This is a genomic window from Sphingomonas sp., from assembly GCF_965248875.1.
Lineage (GTDB): Bacteria > Pseudomonadota > Alphaproteobacteria > Sphingomonadales > Sphingomonadaceae > Sphingomonas.
In genome coordinates this window covers 118497-138447 of record NZ_CBDFKR010000007.1, presented here as the reverse complement: position 1 = coordinate 138447, position 19951 = coordinate 118497, and the positions used below count along the sequence as shown (strand labels likewise).

General features: G+C 70.2%; 24 protein-coding genes. 10 read left to right on the top strand and 14 right to left on the bottom strand.

Translation table 11 applies throughout. The annotated features are described in order from the left end of the window. The first annotated feature begins 86 nt into the window (after positions 1-86). The 7 genes from ACP2AD_RS05440 (at position 87) to ACP2AD_RS05410 (ending at position 8873) form a co-directional block, all read left to right on the top strand. Positions 87-2810, top strand: a complete 2724-nt coding sequence (locus tag ACP2AD_RS05440; protein ID WP_425229064.1) for an ATP-dependent DNA helicase — start codon at positions 87-89, stop codon at positions 2808-2810. After that, on the top strand, positions 2807-3346 hold the full coding sequence (locus ACP2AD_RS05435) for a SixA phosphatase family protein (RefSeq protein WP_425229063.1): 540 nt from the start codon (positions 2807-2809) through the stop codon (positions 3344-3346). Before ACP2AD_RS05440 ends, ACP2AD_RS05435 begins: the two co-directional genes overlap by 4 nt. An 87-nt stretch (positions 3347-3433) precedes the next feature. Next, complete coding sequence (locus ACP2AD_RS05430) at positions 3434-4495, top strand: type III polyketide synthase (RefSeq protein ID WP_425229062.1); 1062 nt, start codon at positions 3434-3436, stop codon at positions 4493-4495. Beyond that, the gene (locus ACP2AD_RS05425) at positions 4492-5187 is read left to right on the top strand and encodes a methyltransferase domain-containing protein (RefSeq protein WP_425229061.1); all 696 of its coding nucleotides are present in this window, start codon (positions 4492-4494) and stop codon (positions 5185-5187) included. The genes ACP2AD_RS05430 and ACP2AD_RS05425 overlap by 4 nt, the downstream gene beginning before the upstream one ends. Further along, positions 5175-6260, top strand: a complete 1086-nt coding sequence (locus ACP2AD_RS05420) for an NAD(P)/FAD-dependent oxidoreductase (RefSeq protein WP_425229060.1) — start codon at positions 5175-5177, stop codon at positions 6258-6260. Before ACP2AD_RS05425 ends, ACP2AD_RS05420 begins: the two co-directional genes overlap by 13 nt. Positions 6261-6300: 40 nt before the next feature. Then, positions 6301-6738, top strand: coding sequence for a peptide-methionine (R)-S-oxide reductase MsrB (gene msrB, locus ACP2AD_RS05415; protein ID WP_425229059.1), 438 nt, complete (start codon positions 6301-6303; stop codon positions 6736-6738). 41 nt (positions 6739-6779) lie between these two features. Next, positions 6780-8873 (top strand): transglycosylase domain-containing protein, encoded by a 2094-nt coding sequence (locus ACP2AD_RS05410; RefSeq protein WP_425229058.1) that lies wholly within the window; start codon positions 6780-6782, stop codon positions 8871-8873. Here ACP2AD_RS05410 and ACP2AD_RS05405 read toward each other — a convergent pair. The 3 genes from ACP2AD_RS05405 to ACP2AD_RS05395 are packed head-to-tail and all read right to left on the bottom strand — an operon-like array spanning position 8846 to position 10528. Then, entirely contained in the window at positions 8846-9535 is a 690-nt protein-coding gene (locus ACP2AD_RS05405) for a M48 family metallopeptidase (RefSeq protein ID WP_425229057.1), read from the bottom strand. The genes ACP2AD_RS05410 and ACP2AD_RS05405 overlap by 28 nt on opposite strands. Next, the gene (locus tag ACP2AD_RS05400; protein WP_425229056.1) at positions 9525-9950 is read right to left on the bottom strand and encodes a YcgN family cysteine cluster protein; all 426 of its coding nucleotides are present in this window, start codon (positions 9948-9950) and stop codon (positions 9525-9527) included. Before ACP2AD_RS05400 ends, ACP2AD_RS05405 begins: the two co-directional genes overlap by 11 nt. Further along, entirely contained in the window at positions 9947-10528 is a 582-nt protein-coding gene (locus ACP2AD_RS05395; protein ID WP_425229055.1) for an SCO family protein, read from the bottom strand. Before ACP2AD_RS05395 ends, ACP2AD_RS05400 begins: the two co-directional genes overlap by 4 nt. Before the next feature lie 70 nt (positions 10529-10598). Between ACP2AD_RS05395 and ACP2AD_RS05390 the strand changes: the two genes are divergently transcribed. After that, positions 10599-11192: an ankyrin repeat domain-containing protein gene (locus ACP2AD_RS05390; RefSeq protein WP_425229054.1), complete on the top strand. Its 594-nt coding sequence runs from the start codon at positions 10599-10601 to the stop codon at positions 11190-11192. 1 nt (position 11193) lies between these two features. Here the strand turns inward: ACP2AD_RS05390 and ACP2AD_RS05385 are convergent, their stop codons facing one another. The 11 genes from ACP2AD_RS05385 to ACP2AD_RS05335 form a co-directional block, all read right to left on the bottom strand. Next, on the bottom strand, positions 11194-11685 hold the full coding sequence (locus tag ACP2AD_RS05385) for an MmcB family DNA repair protein (RefSeq protein WP_425229053.1): 492 nt from the start codon (positions 11683-11685) through the stop codon (positions 11194-11196). A 38-nt stretch (positions 11686-11723) separates the two neighbouring features. Then, positions 11724-12290, bottom strand: a complete 567-nt coding sequence (locus tag ACP2AD_RS05380; protein WP_425229052.1) for a cell wall hydrolase — start codon at positions 12288-12290, stop codon at positions 11724-11726. Between the two features lie 152 nt (positions 12291-12442). Next, positions 12443-12766 carry a DUF1491 family protein gene (locus tag ACP2AD_RS05375; protein ID WP_425229051.1) on the bottom strand — a complete coding sequence of 108 codons (324 nt, stop codon included), beginning with the start codon at positions 12764-12766 and terminating at the stop codon, positions 12443-12445. Next, complete coding sequence (locus ACP2AD_RS05370; RefSeq protein WP_425229050.1) at positions 12763-13212, bottom strand: PaaI family thioesterase; 450 nt, start codon at positions 13210-13212, stop codon at positions 12763-12765. Before ACP2AD_RS05370 ends, ACP2AD_RS05375 begins: the two co-directional genes overlap by 4 nt. Then, positions 13202-13669, bottom strand: a complete 468-nt coding sequence (locus ACP2AD_RS05365; RefSeq protein ID WP_425229049.1) for a PTS sugar transporter subunit IIA — start codon at positions 13667-13669, stop codon at positions 13202-13204. The genes ACP2AD_RS05370 and ACP2AD_RS05365 overlap by 11 nt, the downstream gene beginning before the upstream one ends. A gap of 81 nt (positions 13670-13750) precedes the next feature. Next, complete coding sequence (hpf, locus tag ACP2AD_RS05360; protein ID WP_425229224.1) at positions 13751-14341, bottom strand: ribosome hibernation-promoting factor, HPF/YfiA family; 591 nt, start codon at positions 14339-14341, stop codon at positions 13751-13753. A gap of 75 nt (positions 14342-14416) precedes the next feature. After that, on the bottom strand, positions 14417-15103 hold the full coding sequence (gene dnaQ, locus ACP2AD_RS05355; protein WP_425229048.1) for a DNA polymerase III subunit epsilon: 687 nt from the start codon (positions 15101-15103) through the stop codon (positions 14417-14419). A 7-nt stretch (positions 15104-15110) separates the two neighbouring features. Beyond that, a complete protein-coding gene (gene coaE, locus ACP2AD_RS05350; RefSeq protein WP_425229223.1) occupies positions 15111-15671 on the bottom strand; it encodes a dephospho-CoA kinase in 561 nt (186 codons plus the stop codon). 35 nt (positions 15672-15706) lie between these two features. After that, positions 15707-16534 carry a shikimate dehydrogenase family protein gene (locus ACP2AD_RS05345; RefSeq protein WP_425229222.1) on the bottom strand — a complete coding sequence of 276 codons (828 nt, stop codon included), beginning with the start codon at positions 16532-16534 and terminating at the stop codon, positions 15707-15709. A gap of 54 nt (positions 16535-16588) precedes the next feature. After that, positions 16589-17182, bottom strand: a complete 594-nt coding sequence (locus ACP2AD_RS05340) for a Maf family protein (protein ID WP_425229047.1) — start codon at positions 17180-17182, stop codon at positions 16589-16591. A 97-nt stretch (positions 17183-17279) separates the two neighbouring features. Then, positions 17280-18107 (bottom strand): pyruvate, water dikinase regulatory protein, encoded by an 828-nt coding sequence (locus ACP2AD_RS05335; protein WP_425229046.1) that lies wholly within the window; start codon positions 18105-18107, stop codon positions 17280-17282. A gap of 296 nt (positions 18108-18403) precedes the next feature. Here ACP2AD_RS05335 and hemE point away from each other — a divergent pair, with 296 nt between their 5' ends. Then, the gene (gene hemE / locus ACP2AD_RS05330; RefSeq protein WP_425229221.1) at positions 18404-19441 is read left to right on the top strand and encodes a uroporphyrinogen decarboxylase; all 1038 of its coding nucleotides are present in this window, start codon (positions 18404-18406) and stop codon (positions 19439-19441) included. Continuing rightward, positions 19438-19890, top strand: a complete 453-nt coding sequence (locus ACP2AD_RS05325; RefSeq protein WP_425229045.1) for a CopD family protein — start codon at positions 19438-19440, stop codon at positions 19888-19890. The genes hemE and ACP2AD_RS05325 overlap by 4 nt, the downstream gene beginning before the upstream one ends. Positions 19891-19951: the final 61 nt, after the last annotated feature.

Below are 19951 nucleotides of genomic sequence, written 5' to 3'. Positions count from 1 at the left end.
GCGGCAGGCAGTAACGCGACGCACGAGCCTCTACTTAGCCTCTACTTCCGCTGGCGTTGCCCGTCTGTTCCGCGGTAGGGTGGGATGTGCTGCCCCACCCCGCGCTTCACGCCAGCCATGCCGGCATCTGGCTGGCGACCGCCAGCGCGGGAGGGGCGGAGACCCGCGCGATCGGGCGGGCGGAGGCGATCCGGGTCGCGGCGGAGACGCCGGTCGTCGTCCTCAACGCGCCGCTGATCGGGCAGCGGCTGGGCTATGCGGAGCTGTCGGGGCTCGATCTGCTGGAGCTGTTCGCCTTCTTGCACCCGGCTCGGTTCGCGGTCCCGACGCCGGGCGGGCTGGCGCGTGCGGTCGACCTGTCGCCGCCTGACCGTGACGAGGAGGTGGCGAGCTTCCTGCTGGAGGCGGCGGCGGCGTTGCTCGCCGGGGCGGCGGACGACTGGCCCGAGCGCGAGGGCGCGTGGCTGGCAGCGGCGTCGCTGCAGCGGCTGCGCTGGCCCTGGGCGCCCGCGGTGCTGGAACGGCTGGCCAAGCCCGCGCGCGCCGAACGCTGGCTGTTCGCCCGTCTGCCCGAATGGGAGGAGGCGCCGCCCCGCCCCGCCCCGCGCACCGTTGCTCTGGCCGCGACGGCGGTCGCCGATCGCCTGTCGATGCTGACCGGCGACGGCGCGGAGGAGCGCCCCGGCCAGCGCGCCTATGCCGCCGCCGCGACCGCCGCGTTCCAGCCGCGCAGCGTCCGCGACGCCCCCAATCTGGTGCTGGCGCAGGCGGGCACCGGCATCGGCAAGACGCTCGGCTATCTCGCTCCCGCCGCGGAGTGGGCGGAGGCGGCGGGCGGGGCGGTATGGGTGTCGACCTTCACCAAGGCGCTGCAACGCCAGCTCGCGCACGAGACCGCGCGCCTCCACCCCGATCCCGCCGAACGCCGCGCGCGGGTGACGACGCGCAAGGGGCGCGAGAACTATCTCTGCCTCCTCAACCTGGAGGACGCATTGCAGGGCGGGTTCGCGGGCCGTGCGGCGGTACTGGCGCAGCTGGTCGCGCGCTGGGCGGCCTATTCGGCGGACGGCGACATGGTCGGCGGTGACCTGCCCGGCTGGCTGCCGACGCTGTTCCGCCGCAACGGCTCGACCGCACTCACCGACCGCCGCGGCGAGTGCATCTATGCCGGTTGCCCGCATTACCGGAAATGCTTCATCGAGCGCGCCGCCCGCAGCTCGGCCGCGGCGGACATCGTCATCGCCAACCACGCGCTGGTGATGGTCAACGCCGCCCGCGGCAGGGAGCTGCAGACGCGGCCGACCCGCTATGTGTTCGACGAAGGCCACCACCTGTTCGACGCCGCCGACGCGATGTTCGGGGTGGCGCTGACGGGCGCTGAGATGATCGAGCTGCGCCGCTGGATCATGGGGCCGGAGGCGAGCGGTCGCGGGCGGCGGCGCGGGTTGCAGGCGCGGCTGCTGGACGTCGCCAGCTACGATGCGGAGGGCAACCGCGCGATCGGCGACGCGGCGGACGCCGCGCGGGCGCTGCCCAGCGACGGCTGGCTCGCGCGACTGGGGGAGGGCGCACCGTTCGGGCCGCTGGAGGCGCTGCTCGCCGCCGTGCGCGGGCTGACCTACGCGCGGGCGGAGCAACCCGGCGATGCGGGCTATGGGCTGGAGACCGAACTGGCCGAGCCGGCCCCCGCGCTGATCGAGGCGGCGGCCCCCGCCGCAGCGGCGCTCGACGCGCTGGTCAGGCCGCTTACCGCGCTCGGGCGGCGGCTGGAGGCGGTGCTGGCCGAAACGCCCGACTGGATGGACGCGCCCGCGAGGGCGCGGATCGAGGGCGCGATCGCGTCGATCGGCTGGCGCGCGGAGACGGTCGCAGCGTGGCTGGCGCTGCTGGCGCGGATCGGCGGGCCCGCCGACCCCGACTTCGTCGACTGGCTGGCGGTCGACCGCGCGGAGGGGCGTGAATATGATGTCGGCCTCCACCGCCGCTGGCTCGACCCGACGCGGCCTTTTGCCGAGATCGTGCTCAAGCCCGCGCACGGCGCGCTCATCACCTCGGCGACGCTGACCGCGGGCGGCGATTGGCCGGTTGCGGAAGCACGGGCCGGTGTGCCGCATCTCGGCCGCCCTGCCACGGTGTTCGAGGCGCCGAGCCCGTTCGACTATGCGACGCAGGCGGAGGTTCTGATCGTCACCGATGTGCCGCGTGGTGACATCGGCAGCCTCGCCAACGCCTACGCCCGGCTGATCGCGGCGGCGGGCGGCGGGACATTAGGACTGTTCACCGCGATCCGCCGGCTGCGCGCCGTTCATGGCCGCATCGCCGACCGGCTGGCCCGCGACGGGCTGCCCCTCCACGCCCAGCATGTCGACCCGATCGACACCGGCACGCTGGTCGACATCTTCCGCGACGATCCCAACGCCAGCCTGCTCGGCACCGACGCGCTGCGCGACGGAGTCGATGTGCCCGGACACTCGCTCCGACTGGTGGTGATGGAGGGCGTGCCCTGGCCCAAGCCGACCGTACTCCACGCCGCGCGCAAGCTCGCAGGGGGTGGCACCGCCTTCGACGACCGGCTGGTGCGCGCGCGGCTGGCGCAGGCGTTCGGGCGGCTGATCCGCACCAGCGCCGACTGTGGCGCCTTTGTCCTCCTCTCCGCCGCGATGCCGTCGCGGCTCCTCACCGCCTTCCCGCACGGCACCCGGGTCGCGCGGGTGACCCTCGACGAAGCGATCGCACGCGTCGCGTCCCGGCTTTCCACGGGCGAGCGCTTGGGGCATGACGCGCTCGCCTGGGGGGAGAGGGCCGGATGAAGACGCTGACGCTGCTGCGCCATGCCAAGTCGGGCTGGGACGACACGGTGCAGCGCGATTTCGACCGGCCGCTGAACGGCAAGGGCCGCCGCGCGGCGCAGGCCGTCGGCCGCCATCTGCGTGCCGAAGAGCTCCGGTTCGACCAGGTCGTCGCGTCGCCCGCGGTGCGGGTGAAACAGACACTGGACGAGGTGCGCAGCGGCTATGGCGGTGACCTGAACCCCCAATGGGACCGGCGGATCTACCTCGCCTCCGCGGCGACGCTGCTCGACGTGATCCGCGAAGCCGATGAGGGGTGCACGACCCTGCTGCTGGCAGGACACAATCCGGGGCTGGAGGATCTCGTGCTGCTGCTGGTGCCCGACGCCGAGGCAGGCTTGCGTGATTCGGTCGAGGAGAAATACCCGACCGCCAGTGTCGCCGAGCTGCGCTTCCCGGTGCAGCGATGGCGCGACGCGAGGGAGGGCGGCGCGACGCTGGCGCGCTTCGTGCGGCCCCGCGATCTTGATCCGACGCTCGGACCCGACCTCGACTAAGCCTCTCTGGGAACGTTCTTCTCTTCAACCCTGTCCCCATTTCCAGAGTCCGCGCGTTGATCGGGCTCCCGCCCACGAAAGCTCCTCTTGTCCGCTTACCTCCACGCGATAGGCACGGCCGTTCCCGGTCATGACGTGCACCGCGCCTTTATCGACTGGGCGCAGGCGCAGGTGGAGCCGCAGTCGGCCAAGCTGTTCGCGCGGATGGCGGCGCGGAGCGGCATCCGCCACCGTTGGTCGGTACTCCCCGCGGCGCCGGGCGGCGGTTCGCCGGTAGCGGCGGGCGGCTTCTACGATGGCGATCCGCATCCCGGCACGGGCGCGCGGATGCAGGTCTATGCCGAGGCCGCCCCAGCGCTTGCATCGACCGCGATCGAACGGCTACGCGACCAGGCGTCGCTCGACGGCATTACCCATCTGGTGGTGGCGAGCTGCACCGGCTTCGTCGCGCCGGGGGTCGATCAGATCATCGCCACACAGATGGGGCTGAGCGCGTCGGTCGAGCGGCTGCTGGTCGGCTTCATGGGCTGCTACGCGGCCGTCGCAGCGCTGCGGCAGGCCTACCACATCGTTCGCTCGCAGCCCCAGGCGCGGGTGCTGGTCGTCACCGTCGAGCTGTCGACGCTCCACCTGCAGCCCGCGACCGCGATCGAGCCGCTGCTGGCGATGCTCCAGTTCGGCGACGGCGCCGCGGCGGCGCTGGTGACCGCGGCGCCCGGCGGCCTGAGGCTGGAGCGACCGTTCGCCGCCGCGCTGGCCGATTCGGACGCGTTGATCCGCTGGGACATCACCGACCGCGGCTTCGCGATGCAGCTGTCGGGCGAGGTGCCGGGTCGGATCGCGAGCGCGCTGGCGGACAAGGCGTTGGCCGCGATAGTGACGGGCGGCCTCGCGCCGGGCGAGGTCGACGGCTGGGCCGTCCATGCCGGCGGGCGGTCGATCCTCGACGCGGTCGAGCATGCGCTCGCGCTTCCGCCCGAGGCGTTGGCCGCTTCGCGCGCGGTACTGGCCGACTTTGGCAACATGTCGTCGGCGACGCTGATGTTCGTGCTGGCGGGGCTGCTGGCGGGACCGCCGGTGCGTCATGGCGTCGCTTTGGCGTTCGGCCCCGGATTGGCGGCCGAAGGCTTCGGGTTCACGTCGGCATGAACCTCTCCGAACGGGCACAAGCCGAGGAGCTGATGGACGCGCCTGAGCTGTCGGCCCAGGATTATGCGGCGGTGGTCGGCGACCTTGCCCGGGTGAATGTCGTCACGCTCGCCGCGCGGCCCACACTGAACTTCCTTGCGCGCGCGGCAAAGGGCCATGACCGGCTGCGCATCCTCGATGTCGGGTTCGGCGATGGCGACATGCTGCGCCGGATCGCGCGCTGGGCGGCGCGGCGCGGGCTGGCGGTCGCGCTGACCGGCGTCGACCTCAATCCGCGCAGCAAGGCGGCGGCGCGGGCGCATACCCCGCCGGACCTGCCGATCCGCTGGGTCACGGGCGACTATGCCGACCTGGCGGACGAACCATGGGATTGCGTCATCTCTAGCCTGGTCGCGCATCACATGACGCACGCGCAGCTGATCGCCTTTCTCCGCTGGATGGAGGCGAACGCGGGCGTCGGCTGGCTGGTCAACGACCTGCATCGCCACGGCTTCGCCTATCGCGGCTTCCCGCTGCTTGCCGCGCTCGTCCGCTGGCATCCGATCGTGCGGCATGACGGGCAGCTCTCGGTCGCGCGCAGCTATCGCCCGGCGGAGTGGCCGCCGCTCCTGACCGAAGCAGGGGTGAGCGGCGCGCGGGTGTTGCGCGCTTTTCCGTTCAGGCTGTGCGTCGAGCGGCTGTGCGCGGGGTAGGCGCGCTGATCGTTGGGGGCGGTCCGGCGGGGGCGGCGTGCGTGCTGACGCTGGCGCGGGCGGGGCTGCCACATCTGCTGATCGAGCGAACGGCCGAGACCGGCGATGCGCTGTGCGGCGGCTTCCTCAGCTGGCGGACGCTGGACCGCCTGGCCGCGCTGGGAATCGACGCCGATGCGCTCAACCGCGACCGGCTGACCGAGGTGCGGCTGTTCGCGGGCGGGCGGGTGCGCATCGCCGCCCTGCCGCGGCCGGCACTGGCGGTGTCGCGGCGGCGGCTCGACACCCTGCTGCTCGCGCGCGCGGTCGAAGCGGGCGCGGCGGTCGAGCGCGGCATGACGGTGCGGTCGGTCGACGGTGCGCGGGCGCGGCTAGGCGATGGTACGATGCTGGCCGCCGGCACGCTGTTCCTGGCGAGCGGCAAACATGACGTCAGGGGGCTGGCGCGCCCCGCGATCGCGCGAGGCGACGACCCGACACTGGGCCTGCGGCAGCGGCTGCCCCCGGGGCCGGGGCTGACCCGGCTGCTCGCAGGCGCGATCGAGCTGCATTTGTTTCCCGGCGGCTATGCCGGGCTGGCGCTGCAGGAGGACGGCGGCGCCAATCTCTGCCTGGCAGTCCACCGCTCACGGCTGACGGCGGCGGGCGACCCGGCGGCGCTGATCGCGGCGCTCGGGCGCGAGCTGCCAGCACTGGGCGAGCGGCTGGCCTTCGCCGACGCCGCCACGCCGATCGAGGCGGTCGCCAATGTGCCCTATGGCTGGCGTGCGCGTCGGGCCGAGCCCGGGGTCGTGCGGCTGGGCGATCAGGCGGGGGTCATCCCGTCGCTGGCCGGCGAAGGCATGGGTATCGCGCTCGCCAGCGGCATCGCCGCCGCGGCCACCTATGCGCGAGGCGGCCCAACGGCGATGGGTGCCTGGCAGGGCCGCTTCGCCCGCACGTTGCGGCGGCCGCTCGCCGTCGCCGGGCTGGCGCGCTGGCTGGGCGAAGGACCGCTTGCCCCGGCCGCGGTGCAGGCCGCCCCGGCGGCGTTGATCGAGGTTATCGCCCGCCTCACCCGGCTCGCGGCATGACGGGTTGACGCCCCCGTTCGGCGGCCCGACAGGAATTGCCATGGACCAGCTCAACCTTTCCGAAGCCGAGTGGCGCAAGCGGCTGACCCCCGAGCAATATCACGTGCTGCGTGAGGCGGGGACCGAACGCGCCTTTGCGGGTGCCCTGACCGACAACAAGGCGGCGGGCGTGTACCGCTGCGCCGCCTGCCAGACCGAGCTGTTCGATGCGGCGGACAAGTTCGATTCGGGGTCGGGCTGGCCGTCCTTTACACAGCCGATCGTGCCGACGGCGGTGACCGATCACAGCGATCGCAGCCATGGCATGAACCGCACCGAGACGCGCTGCGCCCGTTGCGACAGTCATCAGGGCCATGTCTTCCCCGACGGTCCGCCGCCGACCGGCCTGCGCTATTGCATTAACTCGGTCGCGCTCGACTTCCGCCCACGGCGTCAGGACGACGGCAAGGCAGACGGCGGCAAGGCTGACGCCGCCTGACTCTTGTTGCCGCGCCGCTGACCGCGTAGGTCCTTGGCCGGATGGCCGCGCGTACCCGTTCCCTCTCGCCCAAGCCGCGCTCGCCGTGGCGGCGGCGGATCGTCCGGACGCTGCAGGTCGTTTCCGGGCTTGGCCTGCTAGCGCTGATCGCGCTGGTGATCGCGGTCTATGTTACCAAGTCGGAGCTGCCGAGCTTCGACGATCTGAAATCGTCGCATTCCGGGCAGCAGATGATCCGCGTCCATGCTGCGGACGGTGCCGTCATCTTCCGCCTCGGTCCGAACAACGGCACCTGGCTGCCCTACGATCAGATCCCGGGCATCATGCGCGACGCCACCGTCTCGGTCGAGGACCGCCGCTTCCACAGCCATATCGGCGTCGATCCGATCGGCATCGCCCGCTCGGTCGAGGTGCGGCTGAAGGAGGGGCATTGGACGCAGGGTGGGTCGACCATCACCCAGCAGCTCGCGCGCAACGTCTTCCTCAACAACGAGCGCAAATTCGGCCGCAAGTTCCGCGAATGGATTCTGGCGCTGGCGCTGGAGCGCAAGTTCACCAAGGACCAGATCCTCGAACTCTACCTGAACAAGGTCTATTATGGCGGCGGCGCCTACGGCATCGACGCCGCCAGCCGGCTGTTCTTCGGGCATAGTGCCGACCACCTGACGCTGGCGGAGGCGGCGGTGATCGCGGGCTTGGTCAAGGCGCCGTCCAACTATTCGCCGACCGCCGACGCCGAGGCCGCGGTCGGGCGCGCGGGCGTGGTGATTCAGTCGATGCAGGAGGCGGGCGTCATCACCGCGGCGCAGGCCGCATCGGCGAACCCGCAGGCGTTGCAGCTGAAGCCGCCGCCCAAGCAGAACTCGGTGCGGTATTTCACCGACTGGGCGCTGCCGCAGCTCGACACCCTGATCGACGAACGCGATCGGCCGCTCGATGTCTTCACCACCCTCGATCTCGGGATGCAGCGCGGCGCCGACGAGGCGATCCGGCTCAACACCCCCGACGGTGCGCAGGGCGCGCTGATCAGCCTCGACCGCGACGGCGCGGTGCGCGCGATGGTCGGCGGCAAGGACTATGTGACCTCGATCTACAATCGCGCGACCCAGGCGGTGCGGCAGCCGGGATCGTCGTTCAAGCTGTTCGTCTACCTTGCGGCGCTGGAGAGCGGCAAGCGCCCCGAGGATATCGAGGTCGATGAGCCGGTGACGATCAACGGCTGGAGCCCGCGCAACGACAGCCGCCACAATTCCGGGCCGGTGTCGCTGCGGACCGCCTTCGCCTACTCGCTCAACACCGTCGCGGCGAAGCTGGGGCAGCAGGTGGGATTCACCACCGTGGCCGACATGGCGCGGCGCTTCGGCATCACCACGCCGGTCAGCACCTACCCCTCGATGGTGCTGGGCACGTCAGACGTGCGCCTGATCGACATGACGCGCGCCTTTGCCAGCGTCGGCCAGAACGGCGTGGCGGTGACACCCTACGGCATCACCCGCGTCGAAGCCGACGGGCAGGTCATCTACACTCATCAGATCGACCGCAGCCATGTGCTGATCGCGCCCAATGTCGCCGCCGAGATGATCGACCTGCTCCAGACCGCGGTCAACACCGGCACCGGCCGCGCGGCCCAGATCGGGCGGCCGGTGGCGGGCAAGACGGGGACGACGACGTCGAACAAGGACGGCTGGTTCCTGGGCTTTTCCAGCGGGCTGACGACGGGCGTGTGGATGGGACGCGACGACGCCCGGACGATCCCGGGCCTGCACGGCGGCACCGCCCCCGCCCGCGCCTTTGCGGCGTTCATGGGCCCGGCGGTGCGTGGACGTCCGATCGAGGCGTTCCAGACCGCGGTGACCTTGCCCGACGCGGCGCTCGGCAACGAGGAGGACGCCTATTTCGGTCAGCCGGACAACAGCGCGGGGGTCGATGCCGACGGCAATCCGCTCCAGGCCGCACCGCCGTCACGCTCCGACGACGGCGGCGCGGCCTCTCCCGACGACAATGTGCCGACGGTCCAGGATCTGATCGACCAGAATGGGCGCGACGACCGGCCGAAGCCCGGGGCGGATCGCCGTGCCCCGCCGCCGCGCGACGGCAAGCGCGATCCTCAGGACGACGATCGCCCGAACCAGTGAAGCCCGGCACCGTGGCGGCGTAGCCACGCCCGTGCCGGAGAATGGTCTTCGCCGAGCAGCCGGGCCGCCAGCGTGTGGAAGGCCGGACCGTGATGCATGTGGACCAGGTGAGCGACCTCATGGGCGACGGTGGCCCGACGGACGAAGCCGGGCGCGAGGATCAGCCGCCAGCTATAGCGGATCACGCCGCTGGACGCGCAACTGCCCCAGCGGCCACGCGGGTCGCCGACCGCTACCTGTGTGACCTTCACGCCCGCCTTGGTGGCGGTCTCGCCTGTTTCACGGCTGAGCAGGTCGAGCGCCGCAGCGCGTAGCCAACGTTCGACGCGGCGGGCAACCGTCTCCTGCGGCCCCTCCACCCGCAGCACCGCACCGTCGCGCATCACCGTGCGGCGGGTGCCGGGTGACCAGCTGATCGTCAGGCTCTCATCGGCAACCGGCAGCACCGCGCTGTCGGCGAACGGCCGTGCCGCGGGCAGCTGCGCCCGCTGCGCCGCCAGCCATTCCGCCTTGCCTCCCGCCCAGGTCAGCGCCGGACCGAGTGCCGCGCGCCGTGGCAGCGTCAGCCGGGCGCGGCCGGTGACCGGGTCGAGCGACAGCTTGAGCGAGCGTGCACGCGGGTGGCGGACGATGTCCCACTCGGCATGGACGTCACAGGTCACGGTCGACCAGATGGTGTTCCAGGTCGCCGACCTCGTCCTCGCTCACCGTCCAGCCGCTAACCGACTGACCGGCGCGGTGGACAGCCTCACGATCGCCGCTGATCAGATAATGCCAAGCGGGCAACGGCGCCCCTGCCGCGCGCAGCTTATAGGCGCAGGTGGAGGGCAGCCACTCGATGCCGCGGACATTGCGCGCGGTCAGGCGAACGCATTCTGGGACGTAGGCGCGGCGATTGCGGTAATCCTTGCACCAGCCGGTGCGGCGATCCAGCAGGCGGCAGGCGACATTGGTGGCGTGGAGATCGCCCGTCTCCTCATCCTCCAGCTTGTGAAGACAGCATTTGCCGCAGCCGTCGCACAGCGCCTCCCACTGCGCGCGGTCGAGCGTCTCGATCGGCTGCTCCCAGAACGTCATTTCACCCACTGCCTGATCGTCGCCGCGACCGCCGCCGGCCCGCCGTCCTGCCCGGCGAGCGCGATCGGCCTGCCGTCCGGTCCCATCAGATAAGCGGCGCGGCTGTGATCCACCAGATAGCCGCCGCCCGGGCTCTTGGGGCCGATCCCGTGCGCGACGCCATAGGCCCGTGCCGTTGCGTCGATCGCCGCCTGACTGCCGGTCAGCCCGATCGCCTGCGGGTGAAAGGCGCGGACGAAGGTCTTGAGGACCGGCGGCGTGTCGCGCGCCGGGTCGACGGTGACGAACACCAGCCGAACCTTCGCCGCCGTCGCCGGATCGCTGCGCTCGACCTGCTTCAGACCGGCGGCAAGCGCACCCATGTCGGTGGGGCACGCATCGGGGCAGAAGGTGTAACCGAAATAGACGATTGCGTAGCGCCTGCCGAGGTCGCGGTCGGTGAAGGGGCGGCCGTCCTGATCCGTCAGGCTGAACGGCCCGCCGATCCGCGCGCCGGCAAGCGGTGCCGTGGGCGGAGCGGCCGGGGTGCAGGCCGGCGCGACAACAGCGAGGAGAAGGGCGGCGGACAGCCTGTTCATCTTGACGCCAGCCTTGATCGGTATCAGCGGCACGCGCAAGCTCTGCCCCAAGCCACCGGATCACCAGCCCATGCCGCTTCGCCGCTCTTTCGCCCTTGCCGCAGCCCTCCTGCTCGCCGCGCCTGCCGGTGCGCAGTTCCAGTCGGAAGGCTACAAGTTTCTCCAGGCCGTGCGCGAGGCGAAGAGCAACGACGTCATCGCCGCCTTGAGCCGCCCGGGCAGTGTGATCGTCAACACCCGCGATCGCTCGACCGGCGAGACGGCGCTGCACATCACCGTCCGGCGTGGCGACCTGCCTTATACCAGCTTTCTGCTCGCCAAGGGAGCGGACGCCAATGTCCGCGACGGCCACGGCATCACGCCGATGCTGGCGGCGATCCAGGAGGGGCATGGCGACCTGGTGCCGCTGCTGGTCGCGGGCCACGCCAATCCCAATCTGGGCAGCTCGTCGGGCGTGACGCCGATCATCCTTGCGACCCAGCTCCGCCAGGTCGAGACGGTGCGGTCGCTGATCGCCGCCAACGCCAACCCCGATCAGCGCGACTATAACGGCATGTCGGCACGCGACTATGCGACGCGCGATCCGCGCGCGTCGGCGATCGCCCGGCTGTTCGCCGATGCGCCGCAGGTGACGCACGCGCCGGTGGCGGGACCGCGGCTGTAGCTCAATAGCCCGCCAGCTCCGGGTCGTGATGGCCGATCAGGCGGCGCGCGGCGCGGCGCGCAAAGGCGAGCGTGCAACGCTTGCGGACGTGCGGCGGCAGCGATTGGGTGTGCGCCTCCCGCACGATCGCGGCATCGTATCGATCGGCCACGATTACCCCCGTCCGCGCGGGCAGAAACGCAGGCGTGTCGAGCGGCTGCAGATCGAAGCCGGCGGGCACCGCCCAGAAGAAGCGATCGCAGTGGTCGAGATAGTCCGGCCACTTGCCGTCGCCCAGCAGGTCGGCGCGCGATACCTTGATCTCGACGATGGTGAGCCGCCCATGCGCATCAACCGCCATCAGGTCGGCGCGGCGGCCGCCGTCCAGCGGCACCTCCGCCATCGCCATCAGGTCATGGCGGAAGAGCAGCCGGGTGACGCCCCGGCACACTTCCGCTGCGCATAACGGCGAACCGGGATCGTCGACGCAGGGCTGAGGCGCGAGCTCAAGCACACCTACGGACTAGAACATCATGCGAACGATGCGCAAGCTTATTGGTAAAAGGCCTGCCCGCCGATCACCGCAATGCGCCGCCCACCGACGTGCGGGCCGTGAATGCCGTTAAACGAAAGGGCGTTACCGATCACGGGCGCCCAGCCGCCGCTCATCGCCAGTTTGGCCACCGCGACCGCGACGCGGTAGGCGGCACGTCCGGCGGGAATGGGCGGGATCGCGCCGCTGCGGACGAAGCCGAACTGATGCGGCTGAAGGACGACGCCACAGATGGTGGACGCGAAGCGGCCGGACCGGATGCGGTTGAGGATGACCTGTGCCACCGCCAGCTGACCGGCAAGCGGCTGACCCTGCGATTCGAAATAGACGGCGCCGGCAAGGCAGCGGAGATGCTCATCCTCCGCTAGGCCGTCCTGCGCGGCGACCGCTTCGGCGAGCGAGGCGAAGGCATGCGCAGCGGGCGCTGCGGTCACGGGCAAGGCGGGCTGCGGCAGTGTGACGGTAAAGGCAGGGACGGCGGTCGCGGGCACGTCGCTCGCCCAGGCGGGGCTGCTCAGGCCAAGCAGCATGGCGAGAAGGGCGGCGGCGCGCGGCAGGAAGGTCATTAGAACGCCCGGTCATGCGGTGGGACCGCGGAGCGGCCGGCCCCCGCCGACGCCCGGAGCTACCCCCCGACTGCGCCGCCGCAGCGGTCCCTGTCCGCCACCGGCCCAGCGCTTGCTGTCGCATGTCGGCCTGATGACGCGCGCCGCGGCGGTCAATCGGCGGCGAGCGCTTCCGCGGCGAGGCGTTCGGCGTCTGCGATGTCCAGCTCGACGACCCACAGATCGGGGTCACGCTGACGGCGGCGCTGCCAATACGCCGCCAGGTCCTCGGCCGGCGTCGAGTCGATCAGCGTCACCCGCCCGTCCGGCCCGATCCCGCGCTCCAGCAGCCGCGACACGCCGGCCTCGACCGCAACGACCAGCACCGCACCGGCCTGCGCATCGCCCCGTGCGAGCACCGCGCCGAACCCGCCCGCATCATTTGCCCGGCGCAACATGGCGCTGACCAGCAGCCGCGTCGGCAGGCGATCGGTCACCGCCGATAGCCCGGCAGATCGGCGAGCGGGATGCGCGAGCGCATGAACGTGCCGGTGCCGCGCGCCGCCTCCTCGCCCGCCCCATCGATTAGTCGGGCGTCGGCGACCAGCACGCGGCGGCGGCCGCTGATCCAGCGGCCTTCCGCCGTCACCGGCCCGGCGCGCAGTGGACGGGTGAGGAGGATATTGAACTGGGTCGTCAACAGGAAGCGATCGGTGACCAGGCTGTTGCACGCATAAAAGGCCGCGTCGTCCAGCATCTTGAAATAGCTGGTCCCGTGCGCCGCGCCCCCGGCGTGGAAATGCCGCTCGTCGATCGTGAAGTGGATGCGCGCAACCCCGCCTGCTTCGATCGCTAGTCGGCTGTCGAAGAAGCGGTTGATCGGGGCATGCTCATAGAGCGATTCAAGCGCGCGGTAATGCGCCGCCTCGCCGTCAGGCCGCATCACGCGCCCTGTCCGCGGTGAAGAGCGCGTACACCGCGTCGGGCGACGCCGCCCCGCGCAGCTTGGCGAGGAAGGCGCGGTCGCGCAGGCGGCGCGAAACGCGGGCCAGTGCCTTGAGGTGGTCGGCCCCGGCGCTGGCGGGCGAGAGCAGCGCCAGCACCAAGTCGACCGGCTGCCCGTCGACCGCGTCGAAGTCGATCGGGTGCGCCAGCCGGGCGAAGACGCCGATCACCTGCGGCAGGCCGGCGAGCTTGGCGTGCGGGATGGCGACACCGCCGCCAAAGCCGGTCGAGCCGAGCTTTTCCCGCTCGCCAAGCGCGTCGGCAATGACCGAAGCGTCCGCGCCGCTCTGCCGCGCCAAGGCGTGGGCAAGCTGTCCCAGCAGCGGCTTCTTGGCGGTTACAGGCAGGCCAAGCTGGACCGCATCGGGCCGCAACAGGTCACTCAGATCGGTCATGCTGCTGGCCAAATTCCTCCGGCGGTGCGCCATAGGCGTGCGCCGGAGCCAAGGGAAGGGCCACGCCAGGCAGGCCGGAGGTCAGGCCCGTTGAGGCTCGACCCAACCAATCGTGCCGTCGCCACGGCGATATACCATGTTGTAGGCGCCGGTGCCTGCGTTCCTGAACAGCAGCGCCGCCGTGTTGCGAAGGTCGAGCATCATCACCGCGTCCGACACGCTGGCATCCGGCACGTCGACGCGCGTTTCCGCGATGATCAGCGGCGCCTCGCTGACGTCCTCGCCCTGCTGTTCCTGGAACAGCGTATAGCCCGCGTTGTCCGCACCATTGTCATAGCCGCCGGCCTCTGCCGCAGCCGCGGTTTCGCCGGCATGACGATCCTTCAGGCGACGCATGTAACGGCGAAGCTGCTTGTCGATCTTCTCCGCCGCACCATCAAAAGCCGGGTGCGCGCCGTTGGCGTCATGATGCCCCTTCAGCACCAGCCCGCGCATGACGTTGACGACGATGTCGCAGGTGAAGCCGTTGTCGTGCGGCCCTTTGCCGAACGTCACCTGGGCGGCGATGGCTCGACTGAAATACTTGTCGGTGATGGCCTGGAGCCGGGTCTGGACATGAGTGTTGAGGGCGTCGCCGGTGGCGACCTGATGACCAGCGATCCGGATATCCATGCGTCTCACGCTCCTTTGCGGCGGACACGGACGGCCCGCTCTGATGTTGGCGAGCCTCACCGGCCCGCGACAGGGTCAACCGGCAGCCTCTCCCCAGAGCGGTGCGGTGACGGTTTGGAGAAACGCGCGATGGCGGGCCCTTTCTCCCTCGGAAACGGCGAAAAGGCGCGGAGAGCGGACCGGCCGTTCGCGGGCGGCGAGCGGTGCGACGGCGGCAGGCTTGGTGTCGGCCAGCAAGCCGAGGCCGATCTGACGGCCGCCCATCAGCTCGACATAGACCTGCGCCAGCAGCTGCGCGTCGAGCAGCGCGCCGTGGTGGACGCGATGCGAGCGGTCGATCCCGAACCGGGTGCACAGCGCATCGAGGTTGTGCTTGGCGCCCGGATGCCGCTTCTGCGCGATCGGCAGCGTGTCGACCATTCGCGTCATGCAAACCGCGGGATGGCCGCAACGGCTCAGCTCGCCGTTCAAGAACCCGAAGTCGAAGGTGGCGTTGTGCGCGACCAGCGGCGCGTCGGCGATAAAAGCGATGAGTTCGTGCACCAAGGCGGCGAACCGCGGCTTGGCGCGAAGGAAATCGTTGCGCAGGCCGTGGATGCGCGCCGCCTCTTCGGGCATGTCGCGCTCCGGGTTGAAATAGGCATGGTAGACCTGCCCCGTCTCGACCCGGTTGAACAGCTCGACACAGCCGATCTCAACCAGCCGGTCGCCGCCCGGGAAGCTCAGTCCGGTGGTTTCGGTATCAAAGACGATCTCGCGCATCGCGCCGCTATGAATCCGTGGGCGCGGACAGGCAAGCGATGACCTGCGCGACCGCCGCGCCCGTCTGGTCGAGCGGGATGTCGGTCGGGATCACAAAGTCCGCGAGCGCACGCTTTTCGGCATCGGGGAGCTGGCGCGCGAGGATGGCGTCGAGCTTGCGCTCGGTCATGCCGGGCCGCTGCAGGACACGGGGGCGCTGCACGTCCGCAGCGGCGCTGACCACCGCAACCTGGTCGACTGCTCGGTCGCCGCCAGTCTCGAACAGCAACGGCACGTCGAACACGATCAGCGCTGCATCCGCGTGATCGCGCAGAAAGGCGGCGCGTTCCTCGCCGACGGCGGGATGGACGATCGCTTCAAGCAGTTTCATCGCCGCCGCATTGCCGAGCACGGCCTCTGCCAACGCGGTCCGGTCGACGCCTTGCGCGCCGGTCGTCCCCGGGAACGCCGCCTCGATCGCGGCGACGACGCGTCCCCCAGGCCCCTGCAGCCGGTGGACCGCGGCGTCGGCGTCGAACACGGGGATACCGGCGTCGGCGAACATTGCGGCGACGGTCGACTTGCCCATGCCGATCGAGCCGGTGAGGCCGAGCGTGATCTGGCTCACGCGTTCAGATGCTCTCGCAACGCCGCGTCCTGGTCGCGGGGCGGGGGCTTGCCGAAGAACAGCTCGAAGGCGAGCGCGGCCTGGCCGATCAGCATCTCCAGCCCGTCGACGGTGGCGAGATGGCGGGCACGGGCGGCGGCCAGCACCGGCGTCTCCAGCGGCGCGTAAACGATGTCGTAGACGACCGCGTCCTCGGACAGGGGGGACAGGTCGAGCACGAGCGGGGGTTGGCCGCTCATCCCGAGCGGGCTGGCGTTGACGAGCAGCGCCACGGTCGGCGCGAGCGGCGCGTCGAGCGGCACCACATCGCCCTTCAGCCCGAACCGTGACATGAGGCCCGCGGCCTTGAGCGGCGAGCGGTTCATCAGCGTCACCCGCTCCACCCCGAGTCTGGCCAGTGCCCACAGCACCGCCCGCGCCGCACCGCCCGCCCCGACGACGGTCGCGTGCTGCCCTGCCAGATCGAGATCGGCGATCGGCGCCGCGAACCCGGCGGCGTCGGTGTTGGTGCCGATCAGGCGGTTGCCTGCTCCTTCCGGCCCGTCGGGCTGGCGCAGCACCGTGTTCATCGCGCCGATCGAATTGCGTACCCCGCCCGGATCGTCGACCAGGTCCATCACCGCAATCTTGTGCGGGATGGTGACGTTGCAGCCCCGCCATGCAGGGTCGTCGCGACGCTCGGCGATGTAAGCGGGGAGGTCGGCCGTGGTCACGGGCGTGCGGCCGTACTCGCCGTCTAGCCCAAGCGCGTCGAGCCAGAAGCGATGGATCCGCGGAGACTTGGACTGGGCGATCGGGTCGCCGATCACCTCGGCATAGGGCACGATCACGGGTGAAAGGTCACACCAGGGTCACACTGGTGCGGTGAAAGCGGCTGCTCACGCATCCAGCAGCCCGCGCGTCCGCAGATAGCCGAGCACCGGTAGCAGCGGCAGGCCAAGCACGGTGAAGTGACTGCCCTCGATGCGGTCGAACAGCTGCACGCCGATCCCCTCGATCCGGAACACCCCGACGCAACCACCGACCGCCGGCCATTCCGCGTCAAGATAGCGTTCGATGAAGCTGTAGGACAGCGTCCTGACGTGCAGCGTCGCGCGATCGACCTGGCGCCACACCGCGCGGCCGCCCTCGGCGACCACCACGGCGCTCCATAGCGCGTGGACGCCGCCGCTCATTCGGGCGAGGTGCGCGGCGGCCTCTTCCCGGCTCTCGGGCTTGTCGAGGAGCGAACCGTCGGCGAGCGCTACGATCGAGTCGCTACCGAGCACCAGCGCGGCGGGGGCGCACGCCGACACCTTGAGCGCCTTCAGTTCCGCGAGCGCATCGGCAAGGTCGCGCGGGGCCAGATCCGCGAGTGACGCCTTGACGGCAGTCTCGTCGACCCCCGCTGCCTGCGCGACGAACGGAACGCCGGCGGCGGCTAGCATCGCGCGGCGGGATGCCGATTGAGAGGCGAGGATCAGCGATATCATCCAATCGCAGCCTACCTCCACGGCCCGCCACGGCAAAGGTGCTTCGTCGGACGGCGCAGGCCGCCCGCCGATCTCGCTCGCGTGCGAGATAGCGCAGCTATCTCGTCTCTTGCGCTTCGCCTTCCCTACGCTCCTGACACAGCGCAATGATCGCTGCCGCGGTCTCCTCGATGCTGCGGCGCGTGACGTCGATCACGGGCCAGCCATTGTCCGCGAACATCCGCCGCGCATAGGCGAGTTCGCGCGTCACCGCCTCCTCATCGACATAGCTCGTGTCGGGCGCCTGATTGAGCGACAGCAAGCGGTTGCGGCGCACCGCGATCAGCCGGTCGGCGCTGGTGGTGAGCCCGACGACGAGGGGATGCTCCAAGGCAAATAGCGAGCGCGGTGGCGGACTTTCGACCACAATCGGGATGTTGGCGGTCTTGAAGCCGCGATTGGCGAGATAGATCGACGTCGGCGTCTTGGACGATCGCGACACGCCCGCGAGCACGATGTCGGCCGCTTCCCAGTTCTCCGCGCCGACGCCGTCATCATGCGCGATGGTGAACTGGATCGCGTCGACCCGGGCAAAATAGGCGGCGTCGAGTGCGTGCTGGCGGCCGGGGCGGGCCTTGGCAGTCTGCCCGAGCAGCGCCGACAGCGCGTCGTTGACCGGATCGAGCGGTGCCACTGATGGCAGCCCAAGCTCGCGGCAGCGGCTCTCCAAGATGCGGCGCGTGGCCGGATTGACGAGGGTGAAGATCACCAGTCCAGGGTTCTGCGCGATCTCCTGCAGGATGCGTTCGAGATGAGCTTCCGTGCGCACCATCGGCCAGAAATGGCGCACGGTGTCGACGTCGTCATATTGGGCAAGCGCCGCCTTGGCGATGTTCTCCAGCGTCTCGCCGGTGGAGTCCGAGAGGAGGTGGAGATGAAGCTTCATCCGCCGCCGTATGACTCTGTGGACAACATGCGGACGATCGCTAGCGCAACCGGTCCTGCCCGCCAAGCGAGCCCGCCGGCGTGGATGAGTTCGGTTCCATCCACAATTCGACGCACGGCGCAGCGTTCCATCCCCAACCTGTGAATAATGGGCATGAGCGCTTGAATCGACGTACATGCGAGGGGCTTTGCTGGGTCAACCTGTTGGCAAAAGCTGGACGGCCGTTCATGGCGGCGATCAACGCGCCAACAGCATCAACATCCTCTTTAAGATTCTTCTTCTTAGGTAGAATTGCCCTGCCCGATCGTCCCGTCCACAAGCCACTGCTTGCAACGCTGAAGGGTGAGCGGCAGGCGGTGCCTCCGGTCTGGCTGATGCGTCAGGCGGGGCGGTATCTGCCTGAATACCGTGCGCTGCGGGAGCAGAAGGGAGGTTTCCTGGCGCTTGCGACCGATCCGGTAGCGGCTGCCGAGGTGACGCTGCAGCCGATCCGCCGGTTCGGCTTCGATGGCGCGATCCTGTTCTCCGACATCCTGATGGTGCCGTGGTCGCTCGGGCAGGAGCTGACCTTCGGCGCAGGCGAGGGCCCGCGGCTGATGCCGGCGCTGGTCGACGCCGCGCTTGATATGCTGATCGCCGCACCTGAGCGGCTGCAGCCGATCTATGAGACCGTGCGCCGCGTCGCAGCAGCGCTGCCGCCGGCCACGACCTTCCTTGGCTTTGCAGGCTCGCCCTGGACGGTCGCGACCTACATGGTTGCCGGGCAAGGGTCCAAGGACCAGGGCGAGACGCGACAATTCGCCTATCGCGACCCCCAAGCGTTCGACGCGATCATCGACGCCGTCACGGCGCTCACCGTCGACTATCTGGCGGCGCAGATCGCGGCGGGAGTAGAGGCGGTGCAACTGTTCGACAGCTGGGCCGGCAGCCTGTCGCCGGAGCAGTTCGAGCGCTGGGTCATTGCGCCCAATGCCCGCATCGTCGCGGCGCTGCGGGACCGATGTCCCGGGGTGCCGATCATCGGCTTTCCCAAGGGGGCGGGCGCCAAGCTGACCGCCTATGTTTCCGGGGTGCGTCCCGACGCGATCGGTCTGGACGAGACGGTCGATCCGGTCTGGGCCGATGCAGCCTTGCCAGCCGGGCTGCCAGTGCAGGGCAATCTGGATCCGCTGGCGCTGCTGACCGGCGGCGAGACGCTGGCGCGCGGGATCGACCGGGTGCTCGCCGCCTTTCCGGAGCGGCCGCACGTGTTCAATCTTGGCCATGGCATCGGGCAGCATACCCCGATAGCGCATGTCGAGGCCCTGCTGGCGCGGGTTGGAGCAACATCATGACCGGCTGGCTTGGCAGCGCCTATCTGTGGGTCAAAGCCGCGCACGTCGTGTTCGTTATCTTCTGGATGGCGGGGCTGTTCATCCTACCTCGCTATCTGGTTCATCATCAGGACGCGCTCGGTACGCCCGAGGCAGCGTGCTGGGTCGAGCGCGAGAACAGGCTGCGGCGCGTCATCGTCACGCCGGCGATGATCGCGGTATGGCTGCTAGGGATCGCGCTAGCGGCCAATCTGGGGCTGTTCGACGGGCAGGCGGGGCTGGGCTGGCTGCAGGCCAAGCTGGCGCTGGTGGTCATCCTGTCCGGCTACCATGGCTGGGCGGTCGGCTATGCCCGGCGGCTGGGGCGTGGCGAGGCTCGGCTGACCGCGCGGCAGCTGCGGCTCGTCAACGAAGTACCGGCGCTGTTCACGGTCCTGATCGTCGTGCTGGTGATCGTTCGCCCCTTCTAACGCGCTTGACGGGAATGGGCGCGGCTCTTACCTCACGAACCCAAGCGTAGTGGCCGGCGTC